Source organism: Pseudooceanicola aestuariicola, from assembly GCF_045763785.1.
Classification (GTDB): Bacteria; Pseudomonadota; Alphaproteobacteria; order Rhodobacterales; family Rhodobacteraceae; genus Pseudooceanicola.
In genome coordinates this window covers 625,990-642,249 of the sequence record NZ_JBJGSF010000002.1, presented here as the reverse complement: position 1 = coordinate 642,249, position 16,260 = coordinate 625,990, and the positions used below count along the sequence as shown (strand labels likewise).

The window sequence follows — 16,260 nt, the reverse complement described above, 5'->3', positions numbered from 1 at the left end:
ATTTGGCGCGGCTTTTTGCATGCCATCGCCTTTCCGGAACGGCTTAACGCAATACATCAACCCAAGGTAACAACGACCAAGTAAGCATGAGCTCTAGCCGCCCCATAAAGCTGATCACCCAAATCGCGAATGCGGTGAACGAACAGAACCTGACCCTGACTGCGGCCGGCGTCGCGTTCTGGGCAATGCTCGCACTGTTCCCGGGATTAGCCGCTATTATCGCCATCTGGGGCCTTCTGGCGGACCCGCAGGTCTTGATCGAACAACTGGACCTTATCCGCACCATTTTGCCCGAAGACGTCACACGGCTTGTTGAGTCTCAGATCAACGCGCTGATGAACGCAGGTGGGGATCGCCTTGGCTGGGCCGGTCTGGTGTCCACATTCTTGGCCATCTGGTCCACGCGCTCGGGCGTGGCAGCCCTGATGCTGGGGCTGAACGCCATTCACGGACGGCAAAACCGCAATAGCCTGCGTCACTACCTGACCGCATTGATCTTGACCACCGCCCTTCTGGGCGTATCTGTCGTGACTTTGTCCGCGGTGGTGATCGCGCCAATTATTTTCGCCATCATTCCACTTGGCACGGTGACGGCCTTGTTGGTCGAAACCTTCCGGTGGGTCGCAGCAATTTTCGTTCTGATGGCTGGCTTGGCGGTGATTTACCGCTTTGGCCCCAATAACCGCGGCGAACGGATGAAATGGGTGACGCCCGGTGCGGTGCTGGCCGTCGCGCTGTGGGCGATCGCGTCCTACGGTTTTTCGTTCTACCTGTCGAACTTCGGTAATTACAACGAAGTCTACGGATCGATTGGGGCCGCGATCGCCATGCTGGTCTGGCTGTTTATCAGCGCTTTCCTGGTTCTGCTGGGCGCGGTGGTGAACCTGCAACTGGCCGAGGTTTATCCGCCCAAGGCCAAACTGTCGCCCACCCGCGCTTAGCCGCCGCGGACCGTGTCTATCATCAGTTGAACATTGTCCGGATCCGCGTCCGGCGTGATCCCGTGCCCTAGGTTGAAAATGTGCGGCCCCTTGGAAAAGGCCTGCACGATTTCCCGCGTCTCGTCGATCAGGGCCTGCCCGCCCGTCACCATATGGGACGAGGCGAGGTTGCCCTGCACGCAGCCGTCAACCTGCACATGCTCGGCCGCCCAAGTGGCCGACACCGAATTGTCCAGCGCCACGCAATCCGCATCCGTCGCCTTGGCAAAGCCGATATATTTGTCGCCGGCTTCGCGCGGGAAGGCGATGACGGGGATACCGGGGTGGCGGGCTTTCAGCTCTGCGATGATCTTTTTCGCAGGCTCCAGCGCGAAATCGTCGAAATCCTGACCCTTCAGCGAACCGGCCCAGCTGTCGAACAGTTTGACCACCTCGGCACCGGCGTCGATCTGGCGCGACAAGTATTCGATCGTGCCATCCGTCAGCAGATCGATCAGCGCGGAAAACGTCTGGCGATCCTCGTCCTTCAAGGCATGGGCGGGGGCCTGATCGGGCGTACCCCGTCCTGCGATCATGTAGGTGGCGACAGTCCAAGGCGCACCCGCGAAACCAATCAGCGTGGTTTCTTTGGGCAGCTCCTGCGACAGGATCGAGACGGTCTCATAGATCGGCGACAGTACCTCGTGCACGTCCGACGCCGGTTTCAGCGCATCGAAATCCGCTTTGGAGGTGACGGTCGACAGACGCGGGCCTTCGCCGGTGACAAACCACAGGTCAGCCCCAAGCGCCTGAGGCAGAAGCAGAATGTCTGCAAAAAGGATCGCCGCGTCGAACCCATAGCGCCGGATCGGCTGTAGCGTGACCTCGGCCGCAAGCTCTGGGTTGTAGCAAAGCGACAGGAAATCCCCGGCCTGCGCGCGGGTGGCGCGGTATTCCGGCAGATAGCGTCCAGCCTGACGCATCATCCAGATGGGGGGCACGTCCTGCACTTCGCCACGCAGGGCTTTCAGAATGGTCTTGTCGCTCATGAGATCCTCCGTCGCCCCTCTCGTCGTCGGGACGGGCGCGGAAGTCAAGCAAATGGCCGCAGCACAGGGCCTTGCAGGGGCGATTGGCCGCGTCTAAACGATCCCCATGCAAGGTAAACGTCCCAATCCCGCCCGCCCGCTGAAAATCGGCACCCGTGGTTCCCCGCTGGCTCTGGCCCAAGCGCATGAAACGCGCGACCGTCTGGCGGCCGCCTTCGACCTGCCCACTGAGGCGTTCGAGGTCGTCGTGATCCAGACCACTGGCGACCGCATTATCGACCGACCATTGAAGGAAATCGGCGGAAAAGGCCTGTTCACTCGCGAAATCGAACAGGCGATGCTGCGCGGCGATATCGATATCGCCGTCCATTCGATGAAGGACATGCCCGTCCTGCAGCCCGAAGGCTTGGTGCTGGATTGCTATTTGCCGCGTGAAGACGTCCGCGATGCCTTCGTGTCGAACGATTTTCAAAAGCTGGCCGATGTGCCCGAGGGCTCCAAGGTCGGCACCTCGTCGTTGCGTCGCCGCGCACAGCTGCTGGTGAAGCGACCGGACCTTGAGGTGGTGGAATTCCGCGGCAACGTGCAGACCCGCCTGCGCAAATTGTCCGATGGCGTGGCGGTTGCAACCTTCCTTGCGATGGCTGGCCTGAACCGCCTTGATCGGGCTGAGGTCGCGCAATCCGCCCTGTCGCCAGAAGATATGCTGCCTGCCGTCGCCCAAGGGGCCATCGGCATCGAACGCCGGGAAGACGATCATGTCACGGCGGAAATGCTGTCTGCCATCCACGACAAACCCACGGCCGAGCGGCTGGCGGCGGAACGTGCCTTTCTGGCGGCGCTGGACGGGTCTTGCGAAACCCCGATCGCGGGTCTGGCGGAACTGGACGGCGGCACCCTGCGCCTGCGTGGTGAAATCCTGCGGCCCGATGGGTCCGAAGCCTTCGCGGATGACCGCACCGCGCCTATCGAGGACGGGGCAGAGTTGGGACGCGCCATGGCGAACGATCTGCTGAAGCTGGCAGGCGAAGGGTTCTTCGACTTCCGGACCGCTTAACCGGGCGTGCAATCGCCTTCGGTGTGGCAGGCAAACAGCGCGACCATCTGCTCTGGCTCGGGGTCTTGGAACAGCCATTGCTGACAGGGCTGCACGTCTAACACGTAGGCGTCATCCTTGATCTGAAGAAACGCCAAGACCGAGGCGCGCTGCGGTGGCAATGTCGCGCACCATTCCGATACACAGTTCAACGTCACATCGACCGGTGCCGAGAAATTCCCTGTGAACCCGTCGTCGCGCAGGTAGCGACCAACAAGCTGCGCGGTGAAGGATACGACCTTCGGCTCACCCGTTTGCGCCTGCTCGGAAGGCGGCATCTGATGGGCCAAAACTCCGCTGACAACCACGTAGGGTTCCGACGCTTCGGCGGCGGCCTTATAGCTGCTCAGAGCATCCGGGCGCATACACGACAGGGCCAGCGCGCCATTTGCCGACATCATCAAGGCCAGCGTAGCAGAGATCACATGTTTCAAATCTTGTCTCCCAACTCCTCCAGCACGGCGCGGTAGACGTCTCGCTTGAAGGGGACGATGTTGGCGACCAGCTCGTCTTTGGGCAGCCAGCGCCATTCGGAAAATTCAGGATGCTCGGTCTGGATATTCACGTCCGCATCCGTGCCGTTGAAACGCATCACAAACCATTTCTGTTCCTGACCGCGAAACCGGCCCTTCCACAGCTTGGGCACCAGATCATGCGGCAGGTCATACGGCACCCAGCCTGCGGTTTCGGCCACGATGGTCACCTTGTCGGCCGTCACGCCCGTTTCTTCCCACAATTCGCGGAGCGCCGCATCGCGCGGATCCTCTCCCTTGTCCACACCGCCCTGAGGCATCTGCCATGCCGGACCCGGATTATCGATCCGCTGCCCAACGAAGACATGGCCATCGGCATTGGCCAGCATGACCCCAACGCAGGGGCGATAGGGAAGTTTGGCGATCTCTTCGGGGGTCATTGGGCGGCTCCTTGTCAGTCGTCTCAGGGTTGCCAGCCTGCGGCCGGGAACTCAAGCGGGATTAGGGGCCGCATGACACTGGCTTGCAGCGACACCTTTCGCGCGGCGCAGTGGCTGGGTGGCGTGTTGTCATCATTCTTCACGACAGGGGCAAATGTCTGCGGCGGAGGGGGCTCTGCCCCCGCTACGCTCCCCCGAGGGTATTTGCCGACCAGAAGAAGATCAGGCCCAGATGTCTTCGATCTCGGCGCGGATCCAATCGCGGAAACGCGCGAAATGGGGCAGGTCGGTGCTGCGGTCGGGGTAGATCAGCGTATAGGCCTGCCCTGTCGGGAAATCCCCGGGCAGCGCGCGGAGCAATTTGCCTTCGGCGATGGCCGAACGGGCCAAGATTTCCGGCACCAGCGCGACGCCCAACCCCGCGATGGCAGCGTCCAGCACCATGTCAAAGTGATCGAACCGTGCGCCACGCAGGGCGAGCCGGGGATCAAGGCCCACGGCCCGGCACCAATCCGGCCATAGCGTCGGGCGGGTGGATTGCTGCAGCAGCGGCAAGCGCAGAATATCTTCGGTTTCAAGCGGCGCCGGCACTAGCGAGGGGGAAGCGACAACGGCAAGGTCTTCGTCCAGCAGGTGATCGTGCGATGCGCCGCTCGCCCTGTGGTGCGTCCGCTGGATCGCCAGATCGAACGGTTCGCTGTCGAAATCCACAGGCGCCAGCCGTGCAGCCATATCCATCGTCAGCCCCGGAGTCGTCGCCTGAAACGAGCGGAGGCGCGGGATCAGCCACAACCGCGCGAAGGTCGGCAATACGGCGATCCGCAACACCCGCGCCTGCCCGCCGAAAGCCATGACCGTCATGGCGGCATCGTTCAACTGGGTCAGAACCGGCTCTGCCTCTCGGAGGAAGGCGCGGCCTGCATCCGACAGGGTCATCCGCTGGCGGGCCCGAATGAAAAGGGCGACCCCCAGTTTTTCTTCCAACCCGACAATGGCACGGCTGACGGCACTTTGCGTGCGACCCAGTTGAGCCGCCGCATGAATGGTCGTGCCTGCACGGGCACAGGCGCAAAAGGCCTCGATCTCGGCCAAGGAGGGCGTGTAGCTGTGGCGCATGATTGGAAGATATATGCGAAAAACTCATCAACTGAGAAGCGAAACTTGTTATCAATCACCTTTCAGGCCGGATATAAGCCCCATCAAACTCATAAGGAGGATGAAATGCCCGATGACGCACGCCCTGTCCTGAAGGACAAAGACCGCCCGAATATGTCCAGCTTTAGCTGGGAAGACCCCTTCCTGCTGAACGAACAACTGGAAGAAGACGAACGTATGCTGGGCGATGCCGCCCGCGCCTTCTGTCAGGACCGTCTCGCCCCCCGGGTTGAGAAGATGTACCTTGAAGAAGGCGTCGAGCCCGAAATTTTCGCCGAGATGGGCGAAGCAGGCATTCTGGGCGTCACCGTCCCCGAACAATACGGCGGCCTGGGCGCAGGGTATGTGTCCTACGGTCTGGTGGCGCGCGAAGTCGAACGCATCGACTCTGGCTTCCGCTCCATGTGCTCGGTCCAGTCGTCTCTTGTGATGTATCCGATCTATGCCTACGGCAGCGAAGAGCAGCGAATGAAGTACCTGCCTAAACTCGCCAGCGGTGAATGGATCGGCTGCTTTGGCCTGACCGAGCCCGACGCAGGATCGGACCCCGCAGGTATGAAAACCCGCGCCAAGAAAACCGACGGCGGCTACGTGCTGAACGGGTCCAAGATGTGGATCTCCAACGCGCCGATCGCGGATGTCTTCGTTGTCTGGGCCAAGTCCGAAGCGCATGACGGCGCGATCCGTGGCTTCGTGCTGGAAAAAGGCATGAAAGGCCTGAGCGCCCCGAAAATCGGCGGCAAACTGTCCCTGCGCGCCTCGATCACCGGGGAAATTGTGCTGGACAACGTAGAGGTCGGTGAAGAGGCACTATTGCCGCACGTTTCTGGCCTGAAAGGTCCGTTCGGCTGTCTGAACCGCGCGCGCTATGGCATCGCTTGGGGCGTCATGGGCGCCGCCGAAGATTGCTGGACGCAATCGCGCCAGTACGGTCTGGACCGCAAGCAGTTCAACAAGCCGCTGGCTGGCACGCAGCTGTACCAGAAAAAGCTGGCCGATATGCAGACCGAAATCACCCTTGGCCTGCAGGCCGCGCTGCGCGTTGGCCGCCTATTCGACGAAGCCAAGGCCGCGCCTGAAATGGTGTCGCTTATCAAACGCAACAACTGTGGCAAGGCGCTGGATATCGCGCGGATGGCGCGGGACATGCACGGCGGGAACGGCATCCAGATTGAATACAAGGTCATGCGTCACGCCGCGAACCTTGAGACGGTAAATACCTACGAGGGCACGCACGACGTTCATGCGCTGATCCTTGGTCGGGCGCAGACCGGGCTGCAGGCATTTTTCTAAACCTACCCGATAGCAGGGCTTGCTTTCCAAGCCCGCTGATTGGAAAAAGATCAAGCAAGGGGCGCTTCGGCGCCCTTTGCGACTCTTGGGAGGGGCAAATGTTTTCGCACGTCACAATCGCCGTCAGCGATCTTCATCGCGCCGTTTCGTTTTATGACAAGGCGTTAGAACCTTTGGGCGTGCGCCAATGTTATTACGACGCCGAAAAGCGGATCGCACGTTACCGTGGCGCGGATCGGTTGTTCCCGCAGCTTATGCTGGTCGAACCGTTCAACGGCGCAGCAGCCAATCCGGGCAATGGACCAATGATGGCCTTCCAGTGCGAGTCTCGCAAACAGGTGGATGAGCTGCACGAACTGGCCCTGACCTTGGGCGCTCGCGACGAAGGCGAACCGGGCCCGCGCGAACGGTACCACGAGAATTTCTATGGTGGTTACGTGCGTGATCTGGACGGCAACAAGGTTTGTTTCGTCTGCCACGATCCGGCTTGGGTCGGATCGCGCTAAGCCAAGATCAGGCGTGCATCGTCGCCGCGGCCAATAGCTGCTGGGTATAGGGATGGCTTGGCGCGTCGAAGATCTGTTCGGCTGTGCCGACCTCGACCACGTCACCCTGCTTCATCACCATGACCCGGTGCGACATGGCCCGAACCACGTTCAGATCGTGACTGATGAACAGATAGGCCAGCCCATATTTCCGCTGCAGTTCGCGCAACAGATCCACGATCTGCACCTGCACGGTCATATCCAAGGCAGAGGTCGGTTCATCCAAAACCAACAGCTTGGGCCGCAGGATCATCGCCCGCGCGATGGCAATCCGCTGGCGCTGGCCGCCGGAAAATTCGTGTGGATAACGATCCATCGTTTCGGGATTCAACCCAACCTCGACCATCACCTCGGCCACTAGTTCGCGCACGGGCTTGTCTGACGTGCGGCGATGAACAGACAGACCTTCGGCGATGATCTGCGCGCAGGTCATCCGAGGCGACAGCGATCCAAAGGGGTCCTGAAACACGATCTGCATGTCAGAGCGTTTGTTGCGCATCTCTCTGGTCGACCAGCTTCTGACGTCTTCACCGTCAAAATGGATGCCCCCCTCGGACTGGATCAGGCGCATGATGGCCAGCGCCAGCGTCGTCTTGCCGGACCCGGATTCGCCCACGATGCCGAGCGTTTCGCCCGCTCGAACCTCGATCGAGGCTTGGTTGACCGCCTTCACATGCCCCACGGTCCTTTTGAACAACCCTTTCTGAATCGGGAACCAGATGCGCAGATCGTCGGTCCTGGCCACGACCGGGGCGTTGTCGGCGGCCGGATCAGGCGCGCCGGCGGCATGCGCGGCCAGCAAGGTTTGGGTATAAGGGTGCTGAGGGTTGTCAAAGATGTCGGCCGTAGGTCCGGTTTCGACGATCTCACCGTCCTTCATCACGCAGACCCGATCCGCGATGCGGCGGACGATGTTCAGATCATGGGTGATGAACAGCATCCCCATACCTTCGCTGGCCTTCAATTCGGCGAGCAGGTCAAGGATCTGCGCCTGAATGGTCACGTCCAGCGCCGTGGTCGGTTCATCCGCGATCAACAGTTCCGGCTTGTTCGCCAGCGCCATGGCGATCATCACGCGCTGACGTTGCCCGCCAGAAAGCTGGTGCGGATAAGACCCAAGGCGGCTTTCGGGATCGCGGATGCCCACACGGTCCAGCAATTCGACGATCCGCTTGCGGACCGCGTCACCTTTGAGCCCCTGATGAAGCTCAATCGACTCGGCCAGCTGCTTTTCCAATGTGTGCAGCGGATTCAACGAGGTCATCGGTTCCTGAAAGATGAAACTGATGTCGTTCCCGCGGACCTGCATCAGCTTGGCGCGGGACACGCCCACCATCTCTTCGCCCTTGAAGGTGACCGAGCCTTCGACATGAGAGTTGTCACCAAGCAGTTGGACCGTGGAGAGCGCCGATACCGACTTGCCCGAGCCGGATTCGCCCACCAGCGCAACAGTTTCGCCCTTGTTCACATGGAACGACACACCGCGCACGGCGGGGATCAACTGTCCGTCCTGCTTGAAGGACACGCGCAGGTTCGTGACGTTCAGCATCGGCGTCATTGGAACGTCTTTCTGGGGTCAAACGCATCGCGGACCCCTTCGAAAATGAAGACCAGAAGCGACAACATCAGCGCAAAGACGAAGAAGGCGGTGAAGCCCAGCCAAGGCGCCTGAAGGTTCTGTTTCGCCTGCAATGTCATTTCACCCAAGGACGGGGCAGACGACGGCAACCCATAGCCAAGGAAGTCGAGAGAGGCGAGCGACCCGATGGTGCCGGTCACAATGAACGGCAGCATGGTCAGCGTCGCCACCATGGCGTTGGGCAGCATATGGCGGAACATGATTGTCATGTTCGACACGCCAAGCGCGCGAGCGGCCCGGACGTATTCAAGGTTCCGCGCCCGCAGGAATTCGGCCCGCACAACACCCACAAGGGCCGTCCAGCCAAAGGCCACCATCAGCACGACCAACAGCCAGACAGAGCGTCCAAGGATCGCGAACAGGATGATGATCACGTAAAGCTGCGGCACGCCCTGCCAGATCTCGATCACCCTTTGGAAAATCAGGTCAAGCCGTCCGCCAAAGAAGCCTTGGATCGCGCCCGCGAAAATCCCGATGAGCGACGCAAAGGTCGTCACGATCAGCGTAAAGACAATCGACAGGCGGAAGCCATAGATCGCCCGCGCCAGAACGTCGCGTTTGGTATCATCGGTACCCAACAGGTTCGCGCCCCGCTGGTCGGCCGGCAGAATGCCCCAGTGGCTTTCGCCATCCGCATCCACATAGCTGCCGATCACATTGGGCGGCAAAGGCGCAGCCCCGGAGCGTTCCACAGGCGTATCATAGGAATAAGGAATGATCGGCCACAGGGCCCAGCCCTTATTGATCTCTTCGCCTTCGATGATGCCGTCCTGCGCGTCTTCGAAATATCCCTCTGGGTCATCGAAACACAGGTCCAGCCCCCCAGTTTCGATCAGGCATTTCACCTCTGGATCACGATAGATCGCTTCGGTCCGGAAATCGCCCCCGAAGGTTGTTTCAGGATAGAATTTGAAGGTCGGGAAATAAAGCTGGCCTTGGTATTTCACCAAGAACGGTTTGTCGTTTGCGATGAATTCAGCAAACAGCGACAGGCCAAACAGGACGATGAAAATCATCAGCGACCAATAGGCCCGACCGTTCCGGCGAAAGTTGCGCCAGCGGCGTTTGTTCAGCGGCGACAGTTCGAACCGGCCGCGCTTGGTCGCGGGAGCGACGGGCGGCGGGGCGTCTTGGCCCGGCATGCGATCGCCCAAGGGGTTGATATCGGTTTGCGTCACGCCCTACCCCTCCCGGCTTTCGAAATCGATACGGGGATCGACAAAGACGTACATCAGGTCCGACAGAATGCCGACGACCAGCCCGATCAGGCCAAAGACAAACAGCGATCCGAAGATGATGGGATAGTCGCGGGCCACGGCGGCCTCGTAACCCAGACGCCCCAACCCTTCGAGGCTGAAAAGCGTTTCAATGATGATCGACCCGCCGAAGAACACCCCGATAAACACGGCCGGGAAGCCCGCGATGACGATCAGCATCGCGTTGCGGAAGACGTGACCATAAAGCACCCGACGTTCCGACAGACCTTTGGCGCGGGCTGTCATCACATAGTGCTTTTTAATCTCATCAAGGAACGAGTTCTTGGTCAGCAGCGTCAGCGTCGCAAAGCTGGAAATGGTCGAGGCCAGAACCGGCAGCGTGATATGCCAGAGGTAGTCGAGGATCTGCTGATACCACGTCAGATCGGCAAAATTGTCCGACACCAGCCCACGCAGCGGGAAGATGCGGTAATACGACCCGCCCGCGAACAGCACCAGCAGCAGGATCGCGAAAAGGAACCCGGGGATCGCGTAGGCCGCGATGATCAGCCCGCTGGTCCATGTGTCGAACCGGGTGCCGTCGCGCACGGCCTTGCGGATGCCAAGCGGGATCGAGATCAGGTAAGCGATCAGCGTGGACCACAAACCAAGCGTGATGGATACGGGCAGACGGTCGATCACCAGTTCGATCACGTCGGCCTTGCGGAAGTAGCTTTCGCCGAAATCCAGCCGCAGATAGTTGCCCATCATAGTAAAGAACCGTTCGACCGGCGGTTTGTCGAAGCCGAACTCTTTCTCCAGCTGGGCGATAAACTCAGGCGGCAGGCCACGGGCCCCTGCGTAATCACCCTGATAGGTCGCCCCTGCGGCGCTGTCTTCCATCCCGATGTCGGTGCCAGAGCCCGAGAAGGATCCAAAGACATCCCCCTGCCCCTGCTGCTGCGCGATGATCTGTTCAATCGGCCCGCCCGGCACGAATTGCACAAGCGCAAAGTTGATCACCATGATCCCCAACAGCGTGGGAATCACCAGCAACAGGCGACGAAGGATGTATGCTCCCATTTTGGTGGCTTACCGCAAGGCGCCCGCGGCTTTCAATGCCTCGGCCTTCTCGGGATTAACCCACCAGAAATCCATCTCGCCCACGTCAAAGGGCGGCATGTCTTCGGGATGTTCGTACATGTTGAAGTACGCCAGCCAGTTATCCGACTTGTAATAGGCCGGAACGACGAAGAATTCATAACGCAGCGCCCGGTCCAATGCGGTCAGGGCCGTCGTTTCTTCATCGGTCGTTTCGGCAAACAACGCCTTGTCGATCAGCGCGTCGATCAGCGGGCTGGAAATACCTGCGGGGTTGAAGACGCTGACAGCAGCCTGTTCAGACCCGTAAAGCTGCATCAACCCCGTGCCCGCGCCAATGAACGTCCGGTAGCCGTCGAACACGATGTCATAATCGCGGTCGCGACGGCGCAGCGTGTACTGGCTGGGATCGACCTTTTGCATTTCGGCATTCACGCCCATCTGCTGCAGATTCTGCACATAGGTCCCGATCAGGCTTTCCATGGTCGGCGACCCGGAAGAGTTGATGGGGATCACGATATCCAGCGTGTTCCCGTCCGCGTCCCGGCGAATACCGTCAGAGCCGACAGAATACCCGGCCTCATCCAGCAGACCCATTGCGGTGCGCAGGTTGCGGCGGTCCACCACCCGCGTCGGAGAGGACGTGTGCGGCATACGTACGGGTTCTGAAATCATCTCGGGCGGAACGATATCGCCCATGGACTGCAGCAACTCCAACTCGGCGCCCTCTGGCAGGCCGCGGGCATGCTGCACGGTGTCCTGAAAGAAAGATTCGCGCTGGCTGAACAGACCGTACTGCAGGCTCTCGTTCGACCATTCGAAGTTGTAGGCAAGCGCCAGCGCCTCGCGGACGCGTTTGTCGGCGAATTTCTCGCGATCCAAGTTGAAGACAAAGCCAACGTTGGTCGGCGGGTTGCCGTCCGGGATTTCTTCCTGCACGACCCAGCCTTTTTCCACGGCGGGGAAGTCATAGCCGGTCGACCATTGTTTCGAGTTCGCTTCGGCCCGGAAGGTATATTCACCCGCCTTGAAGGCCTCAAACGCCGCCGTTTCATCGGCGAAGTATTCGACCCGGATCTCATCATAGTTGTGGCGCCCGACGTTGATCGGCAGGTCCTTGCCCCAGTAATCTGGGTTCCGCTTGTAAACGATGCGACGATTGATGTCGTAGCTGTCCAGCATGTAAGGGCCCGAACCCGGAGAGGTTTCCATACGAGGCTCATCCAGACGCGCGCCGGTTTCTTCGAACCATTTCTTGGACCACACGCTGGTGGCCCCGACCTGCGAAATCAGGGACCGGCGCGAAATCTCGGGTGCGAAGGTGAATTTGACGCGGTGGGTGTCCAGCACCTCGGCCCCGATGACGCGTTGTTTCACGGCGTTGGCATAGGACGGCAGCCCCTGTTCCAGCGACAGGTTGTGGGAAAATACGACGTCTTCGGCCGTCAGGGGCGTGCCGTCGGAAAACTTGGCTTCGGGCCGCAGGTTGAAGATCACCCAGTTCTGGCCTTCGTCGTATTCAATCGTTTCGCACAGCAGGCAATACGACGTCGCGTATTCATCCGCAGGTGCACCGCCATCCAGCAGCGTTTCGTACATCATGGACGACAGCGCGCCCGCCCGGCCCTTGCGGGAATAGGGGTTCATGCTGTCGAAGGTGCCCGACGCGTCGATCGAAAAGCTGCCGCCCTTGGGCGCATCCGGGTTCACATAGGAAAAATGCTCAAAGTCCTTCGGGTACTCTAGCTCTCCGTAATAGTTGTAACCATGTGCGGTGATGACGGTTTCACCGGCATCGTTGGTGCTGACCTCAACATGGCTTTCGCCCCGGACCGTGGTCGCCAGCAGGGCGATCCCCAGCGCCCCAAGGGCCATGACCCCGAAGCGACCCATGCGGGTCTGTGTGGCTGCAATCGCTTGGGATTTCTGACGGCGCATCTGGCGGGGTCCTCCTAAGATCGGTTCCGGATCTAGTGTCGAGGTAGGCTACTTGCGCCCAGCGTCGACATTCAAGTTGAGATTGCGTGACAAGCGCGTGAACTACGCGAACAGGACCTTGTCAAAACACCATCGACCAAAGAAAAAGCGCACCGGACGGGCCGGTGCGCTTTCATAAATTCGTTGCTGGTCAGCTTAGCCGCTGATCGACTGCAGGTAGGCAACCAGATCAGCACGATCTTCAACCTTGCGCAGACCGGCAAAGGACATCTTGGTGCCCGGCGCCGCGTTCCGCGGGCTTTCCAGGAAGGCGTTAAGGGCTTCTGGCGTCCAGGTTTCCCAAACAGCCGACATCGAACCGGAGTAGCTGAAGCCGTCAACCGTGCCGACTGCGCGGCCCACGACACCATCAAGGTGCGGGCCAGTCGCGTTCGAACCGTCGATCTTGTGGCAGGCTTTACACTTGCCGAAAACCTTCGAACCCGCTTCGACATCAGCCGAAGCCAGCAGGGTTGCGAAATCGGGGCCTTCTTCTTCGGCCGCGCCGGTGTCTTCTTCGCCGGTTTCGATCACGTAAGCCTGTGCGATTTCTTCATCGCCATGGCCGCCCGTTTCGGTCGTGTAAAGAAGTTCGGCAGCCCAGTTCCCCAGAAGGAAAACCAGAAGCGTCCCACAAATGGCGCCGCCAGCTTTAGTCAGTGTCATGGTATCGAACATTAAAGCCGCATCCCTGATGTTTCGTCACGTTTCCGGCGCGTATCTATATGCTTCCCCTCCCCTTGCGCAAGGTGTAGTTACCGCGACCAATCGCCCGAGGGCCGCATCCGCCACGCCGCGCAGAGGAAAAGACCATGACCAAACCCCTGATCGCGTTCCAAGGGGCGCTTGGCGCCTATTCTCACGAAGCCTGCGCCGCAGCGCGGCCCGACCACGATCCGCTGCCCTGCCGCACGTTCGAAGAATGCATCGACGCGGTGCTGGACGGAACGGCCGACCTAGCGATGCTTCCGGTCGAAAACTCGACCTACGGTCGTGTGGCGGACATCCATTCGCTGTTGCCCAAAAGCGGTTTGAACATCATCGACGAAGCTTTCGTGCGGGTCCGGATCGCGCTGATGGCGAAACCCGGTGTCACGCTGAACGACATCAAATCGGTCCGCGCGCATCTGGTTCTGCTGCCTCAGGCCAAGGCCTTCCTGAACGAACGTGGCATCCGCGCCATTGCCGCTGCCGACAGCGCCGGGGCCGCCGAAGAACTGGCTGCATCAAATCATCTTGATCAGGGCGTGTTGGCCAGCGATCTGGCCGCGCAGACCTACGGGTTGAACGTGCTGGCCCGCGATATCGAAGACCACGGCCACAACACCACCCGATTCCTCGTCATGTCGAGAGAGCCGGACTACACCCGCCGCGGCCCCGACAAGATGATCACGACCTTCGTGTTCGAAGTCCGCAACATCCCCGCCGCGCTTTACAAAGCCATGGGCGGGTTCGCGACCAACGGCATCAACATGACCAAGCTGGAAAGCTACATGGTCGGCGGATCGTTCACCGCCACCCAGTTCTATGCGGATATCGAAGGCCACCCCGAAGACGCCAACGTCAAACTGGCGATGGATGAATTGCGGTACTTCACCTCGATGGTCGAAATCCTTGGCGTCTACCCCGCGGACCGTCAGCGCGCGGGGCTTGTGTAACCAAGTCCGGTCGTACGTCCGAAGCTAGACCGACGCTTAGGCCGTCTGCGTCTGCTTATAGCTGGACGAAATGTCGTCCGAGAATTCAGCCAGACGCGTCTGCATCCGCTTTTCAACATTGCCTTTGGCCAACTTCAGCGACTGCACCAGCAAACGCGCGGACAGGGTCTGGGGCTTCAGCTCTACCCCGAGTTTCAGGCGCGTTTTGGTGGGGGACAGGGCGATCAGCTCAACTTCGCAAGTGCCGTTCATCCCGCCCGACGTCGCGGTGAAATCCATCTGAGTCGGCGCTTCAAGGTCTTCTAGCTGCACCTCGACACTGCGCTTTTTGCCGCGAAAATCGAAATCCGCCTGCCATGTCATGCCCGGGGCCTTGGCGTCCAGATTGTCCAGACGCTTGACCTGCGCGCCACGACGCATCGCTGCGCGTTCGTACAACTGGAAATCCGAAACACGCTGAAAGACGTGTTCAATCGGGGCGTTAATATCTTCGCGAGTGCTGAATTTCATGCTCTTAGCCTTTGTGTCGGGGCCCTCTTGACCGGGGCCGAACCCCAAATCGGGGCTGATTTTCATCCACTATACACCAAGTTCGTCAATCAAGTGTATCCGCAACCCAGTTCCGAATAAGAAATTCTGCGATGGCACCGCGCCGCAACGGTCGCGCCAGTTCGGACGTGCCTGCCAGAACATCCACCATTTCTTCGCGCGTGAACCAGCGGGCGTCTTCCAACTCGACCGGATCGATCGTGATGTCCTGCGCGGTCGCTTCGCCGATACAGCCGAACATCAGCGAATTCGGGAAGGCCCACGGCTGGCTGGACAGATACCTGACGGCCCCTACCGGCACGCTGGCTTCTTCCATCACTTCGCGACGGACGGCGTTTTCCAGCGTCTCACCGGGTTCGACAAACCCTGCCAACAAAGACCACATGCCATCCGGCCAGCCGGGCGACCGCCCAAGCAGCAGGTTGTTGCCATGGGTGATCAACATGATGACGACGGGATCGGTCCGCGGGAAATGCTGGGCACCGCAGCTGTCGCAGGTTCGCTGCCATCCGGCCTGCGTGATCCGGCTGGGCCTCCCACATTTTGCGCAGAACCCATGTGACGCATGCCAATTGAACAACGCACGGGCGGTGGCGACCAACTCTCCATCACGGCGACCGATGCGGGACAGGATGCCGCGCAGATCGGCAAAGGCATAGTCGCCGTCAATCTCGGGGTGTTGCGGCAGGGGCGCCTGCTGAGGCCGCCCGGGCCCCAGATCAACCGGAGCGTCCGGCGGCGACCATTCCGAGATATCCTGCGCAAAGACAAAGCCCGCGTTTTCACGGCCCAGCAGGATCGGCTCACGCTCTCTGCCCTGCAGAACTGGGGCATCCATAGGTAGGCGCGCCAATCCGGCCTCACCCGCCATCAGGGGGAAACCGCGCCACAGCAGGATGCAGGTACTGTCAGGCGATCTGCGGGCGGCGACCAGAACCTCGTCTTGGTTGCGCAGCTCTGCGGCCCGGTCCAGGCCGGATGTCCCGAATGTTACCTCTTCTGCGTGCCGCATCGTCGTCCCCTTCGCTTACTGCAGGCGGACCCTGCCCCGCGGAAGCCGTCAGCGCAATCCTGCCCATCGCACAAAATCACGGCACGATCCGCGCGGCTTGGTCTAATCTGATCGCGCAGAGGTCAGCGTCTCTTGGCAGAAATGCCCTGTCGTTCAA

The 16,260-nt window shown here is 60.4% G+C and carries 16 protein-coding genes; 5 read left to right on the top strand and 11 right to left on the bottom strand.

The features are described from left to right. Positions 1 to 86: 86 nt before the first annotated feature. Complete coding sequence (locus ACI3GR_RS11080; protein ID WP_407494513.1) at positions 87 to 941, top strand: YihY/virulence factor BrkB family protein; 855 nt, start codon at positions 87 to 89, stop codon at positions 939 to 941. On the opposite strand, the gene hemE is transcribed toward ACI3GR_RS11080, so the two are convergent. Next, entirely contained in the window at positions 938 to 1,969 is a 1,032-nt protein-coding gene (hemE, locus tag ACI3GR_RS11075) for a uroporphyrinogen decarboxylase (RefSeq protein WP_407494511.1), read from the bottom strand. The two genes, ACI3GR_RS11080 and hemE, sit on opposite strands and share 4 nt — an antisense overlap. Positions 1,970 to 2,075: 106 nt before the next feature. Here hemE and hemC point away from each other — a divergent pair, with 106 nt between their 5' ends. Beyond that, positions 2,076 to 3,026, top strand: a complete 951-nt coding sequence (gene hemC / locus ACI3GR_RS11070) for a hydroxymethylbilane synthase (RefSeq protein WP_407494509.1) — start codon at positions 2,076 to 2,078, stop codon at positions 3,024 to 3,026. Here hemC and ACI3GR_RS11065 read toward each other — a convergent pair. From ACI3GR_RS11065 to ACI3GR_RS11055, 3 genes are all read right to left on the bottom strand, one after another. Beyond that, positions 3,023 to 3,499, bottom strand: a complete 477-nt coding sequence (locus tag ACI3GR_RS11065) for a hypothetical protein (RefSeq protein WP_407494508.1) — start codon at positions 3,497 to 3,499, stop codon at positions 3,023 to 3,025. The genes hemC and ACI3GR_RS11065 overlap by 4 nt on opposite strands. Beyond that, entirely contained in the window at positions 3,496 to 3,978 is a 483-nt protein-coding gene (locus ACI3GR_RS11060) for an RNA pyrophosphohydrolase (RefSeq protein ID WP_407494507.1), read from the bottom strand. The genes ACI3GR_RS11065 and ACI3GR_RS11060 overlap by 4 nt, the downstream gene beginning before the upstream one ends. Before the next feature lie 222 nt (positions 3,979 to 4,200). Further along, positions 4,201 to 5,094, bottom strand: coding sequence for a LysR substrate-binding domain-containing protein (locus ACI3GR_RS11055; RefSeq protein WP_407494506.1), 894 nt, complete (start codon positions 5,092 to 5,094; stop codon positions 4,201 to 4,203). Positions 5,095 to 5,199: 105 nt separating this feature from the next. On the opposite strand from ACI3GR_RS11055, the gene ACI3GR_RS11050 reads away from it, so the two are divergent. Together ACI3GR_RS11050 and ACI3GR_RS11045 are read left to right on the top strand one after the other, a co-directional pair. Then, positions 5,200 to 6,426 carry an acyl-CoA dehydrogenase gene (locus ACI3GR_RS11050; protein ID WP_407494505.1) on the top strand — a complete coding sequence of 409 codons (1,227 nt, stop codon included), beginning with the start codon at positions 5,200 to 5,202 and terminating at the stop codon, positions 6,424 to 6,426. Positions 6,427 to 6,524: 98 nt separating this feature from the next. Continuing rightward, the gene (locus tag ACI3GR_RS11045; protein WP_407494503.1) at positions 6,525 to 6,932 is read left to right on the top strand and encodes a VOC family protein; all 408 of its coding nucleotides are present in this window, start codon (positions 6,525 to 6,527) and stop codon (positions 6,930 to 6,932) included. Positions 6,933 to 6,939: 7 nt separating this feature from the next. On the opposite strand, the gene ACI3GR_RS11040 is transcribed toward ACI3GR_RS11045, so the two are convergent. The 5 genes from ACI3GR_RS11040 to ACI3GR_RS11020 all read right to left on the bottom strand — a co-directional run bounded on the left by ACI3GR_RS11040 (position 6,940) and on the right by ACI3GR_RS11020 (position 13,562). After that, positions 6,940 to 8,529, bottom strand: coding sequence for an ABC transporter ATP-binding protein (locus ACI3GR_RS11040; protein WP_407494502.1), 1,590 nt, complete (start codon positions 8,527 to 8,529; stop codon positions 6,940 to 6,942). Beyond that, positions 8,526 to 9,752, bottom strand: a complete 1,227-nt coding sequence (locus tag ACI3GR_RS11035; protein ID WP_407494902.1) for an ABC transporter permease — start codon at positions 9,750 to 9,752, stop codon at positions 8,526 to 8,528. Before ACI3GR_RS11035 ends, ACI3GR_RS11040 begins: the two co-directional genes overlap by 4 nt. A gap of 39 nt (positions 9,753 to 9,791) precedes the next feature. Beyond that, positions 9,792 to 10,889, bottom strand: a complete 1,098-nt coding sequence (locus tag ACI3GR_RS11030; RefSeq protein WP_407494500.1) for a microcin C ABC transporter permease YejB — start codon at positions 10,887 to 10,889, stop codon at positions 9,792 to 9,794. Positions 10,890 to 10,898: 9 nt separating this feature from the next. Beyond that, a complete protein-coding gene (locus ACI3GR_RS11025) occupies positions 10,899 to 12,845 on the bottom strand; it encodes an extracellular solute-binding protein (protein ID WP_407494498.1) in 1,947 nt (648 codons plus the stop codon). Positions 12,846 to 13,040: 195 nt separating this feature from the next. Beyond that, entirely contained in the window at positions 13,041 to 13,562 is a 522-nt protein-coding gene (locus ACI3GR_RS11020) for a c-type cytochrome (protein ID WP_407494496.1), read from the bottom strand. Positions 13,563 to 13,696: 134 nt separating this feature from the next. Between ACI3GR_RS11020 and ACI3GR_RS11015 the strand changes: the two genes are divergently transcribed. After that, complete coding sequence (locus ACI3GR_RS11015) at positions 13,697 to 14,542, top strand: prephenate dehydratase (protein WP_407494494.1); 846 nt, start codon at positions 13,697 to 13,699, stop codon at positions 14,540 to 14,542. Positions 14,543 to 14,578: 36 nt separating this feature from the next. Here ACI3GR_RS11015 and ACI3GR_RS11010 read toward each other — a convergent pair whose 3' ends face one another. Beyond that, entirely contained in the window at positions 14,579 to 15,052 is a 474-nt protein-coding gene (locus ACI3GR_RS11010) for an SRPBCC family protein (RefSeq protein WP_407494492.1), read from the bottom strand. Between the two features lie 85 nt (positions 15,053 to 15,137). Continuing rightward, positions 15,138 to 16,103: an NAD(+) diphosphatase gene (nudC, locus tag ACI3GR_RS11005; protein WP_407494490.1), complete on the bottom strand. Its 966-nt coding sequence runs from the start codon at positions 16,101 to 16,103 to the stop codon at positions 15,138 to 15,140. Between the last annotated feature and the right edge of the window lie 157 nt (positions 16,104 to 16,260).

Excerpts from the sequence above, each read along its gene's own strand:
- ACI3GR_RS11080 (WP_407494513.1), top strand. The coding sequence starts at position 87 with ATGAGCTCTAGCCGCCCCATAAAGCTGATCACCCAAATCGCGAATGCG.
- hemE (WP_407494511.1), bottom strand. The coding sequence starts at position 1,969 with ATGAGCGACAAGACCATTCTGAAAGCCCTGCGTGGCGAAGTGCAGGAC.
- hemC (WP_407494509.1), top strand. The coding sequence starts at position 2,076 with ATGCAAGGTAAACGTCCCAATCCCGCCCGCCCGCTGAAAATCGGCACC.
- ACI3GR_RS11060 (WP_407494507.1), bottom strand. The coding sequence starts at position 3,978 with ATGACCCCCGAAGAGATCGCCAAACTTCCCTATCGCCCCTGCGTTGGG.
- ACI3GR_RS11055 (WP_407494506.1), bottom strand. The coding sequence starts at position 5,094 with ATGCGCCACAGCTACACGCCCTCCTTGGCCGAGATCGAGGCCTTTTGC.
- ACI3GR_RS11050 (WP_407494505.1), top strand. The coding sequence starts at position 5,200 with ATGCCCGATGACGCACGCCCTGTCCTGAAGGACAAAGACCGCCCGAAT.
- ACI3GR_RS11045 (WP_407494503.1), top strand. The coding sequence starts at position 6,525 with ATGTTTTCGCACGTCACAATCGCCGTCAGCGATCTTCATCGCGCCGTT.
- ACI3GR_RS11040 (WP_407494502.1), bottom strand. The coding sequence starts at position 8,529 with ATGACGCCGATGCTGAACGTCACGAACCTGCGCGTGTCCTTCAAGCAG.
- ACI3GR_RS11035 (WP_407494902.1), bottom strand. The coding sequence starts at position 9,752 with ATGCCGGGCCAAGACGCCCCGCCGCCCGTCGCTCCCGCGACCAAGCGC.
- ACI3GR_RS11030 (WP_407494500.1), bottom strand. The coding sequence starts at position 10,889 with ATGGGAGCATACATCCTTCGTCGCCTGTTGCTGGTGATTCCCACGCTG.
- ACI3GR_RS11025 (WP_407494498.1), bottom strand. The coding sequence starts at position 12,845 with ATGCGCCGTCAGAAATCCCAAGCGATTGCAGCCACACAGACCCGCATG.
- ACI3GR_RS11020 (WP_407494496.1), bottom strand. The coding sequence starts at position 13,562 with ATGTTCGATACCATGACACTGACTAAAGCTGGCGGCGCCATTTGTGGG.
- ACI3GR_RS11015 (WP_407494494.1), top strand. The coding sequence starts at position 13,697 with ATGACCAAACCCCTGATCGCGTTCCAAGGGGCGCTTGGCGCCTATTCT.
- ACI3GR_RS11010 (WP_407494492.1), bottom strand. The coding sequence starts at position 15,052 with ATGAAATTCAGCACTCGCGAAGATATTAACGCCCCGATTGAACACGTC.
- nudC (WP_407494490.1), bottom strand. The coding sequence starts at position 16,103 with ATGCGGCACGCAGAAGAGGTAACATTCGGGACATCCGGCCTGGACCGG.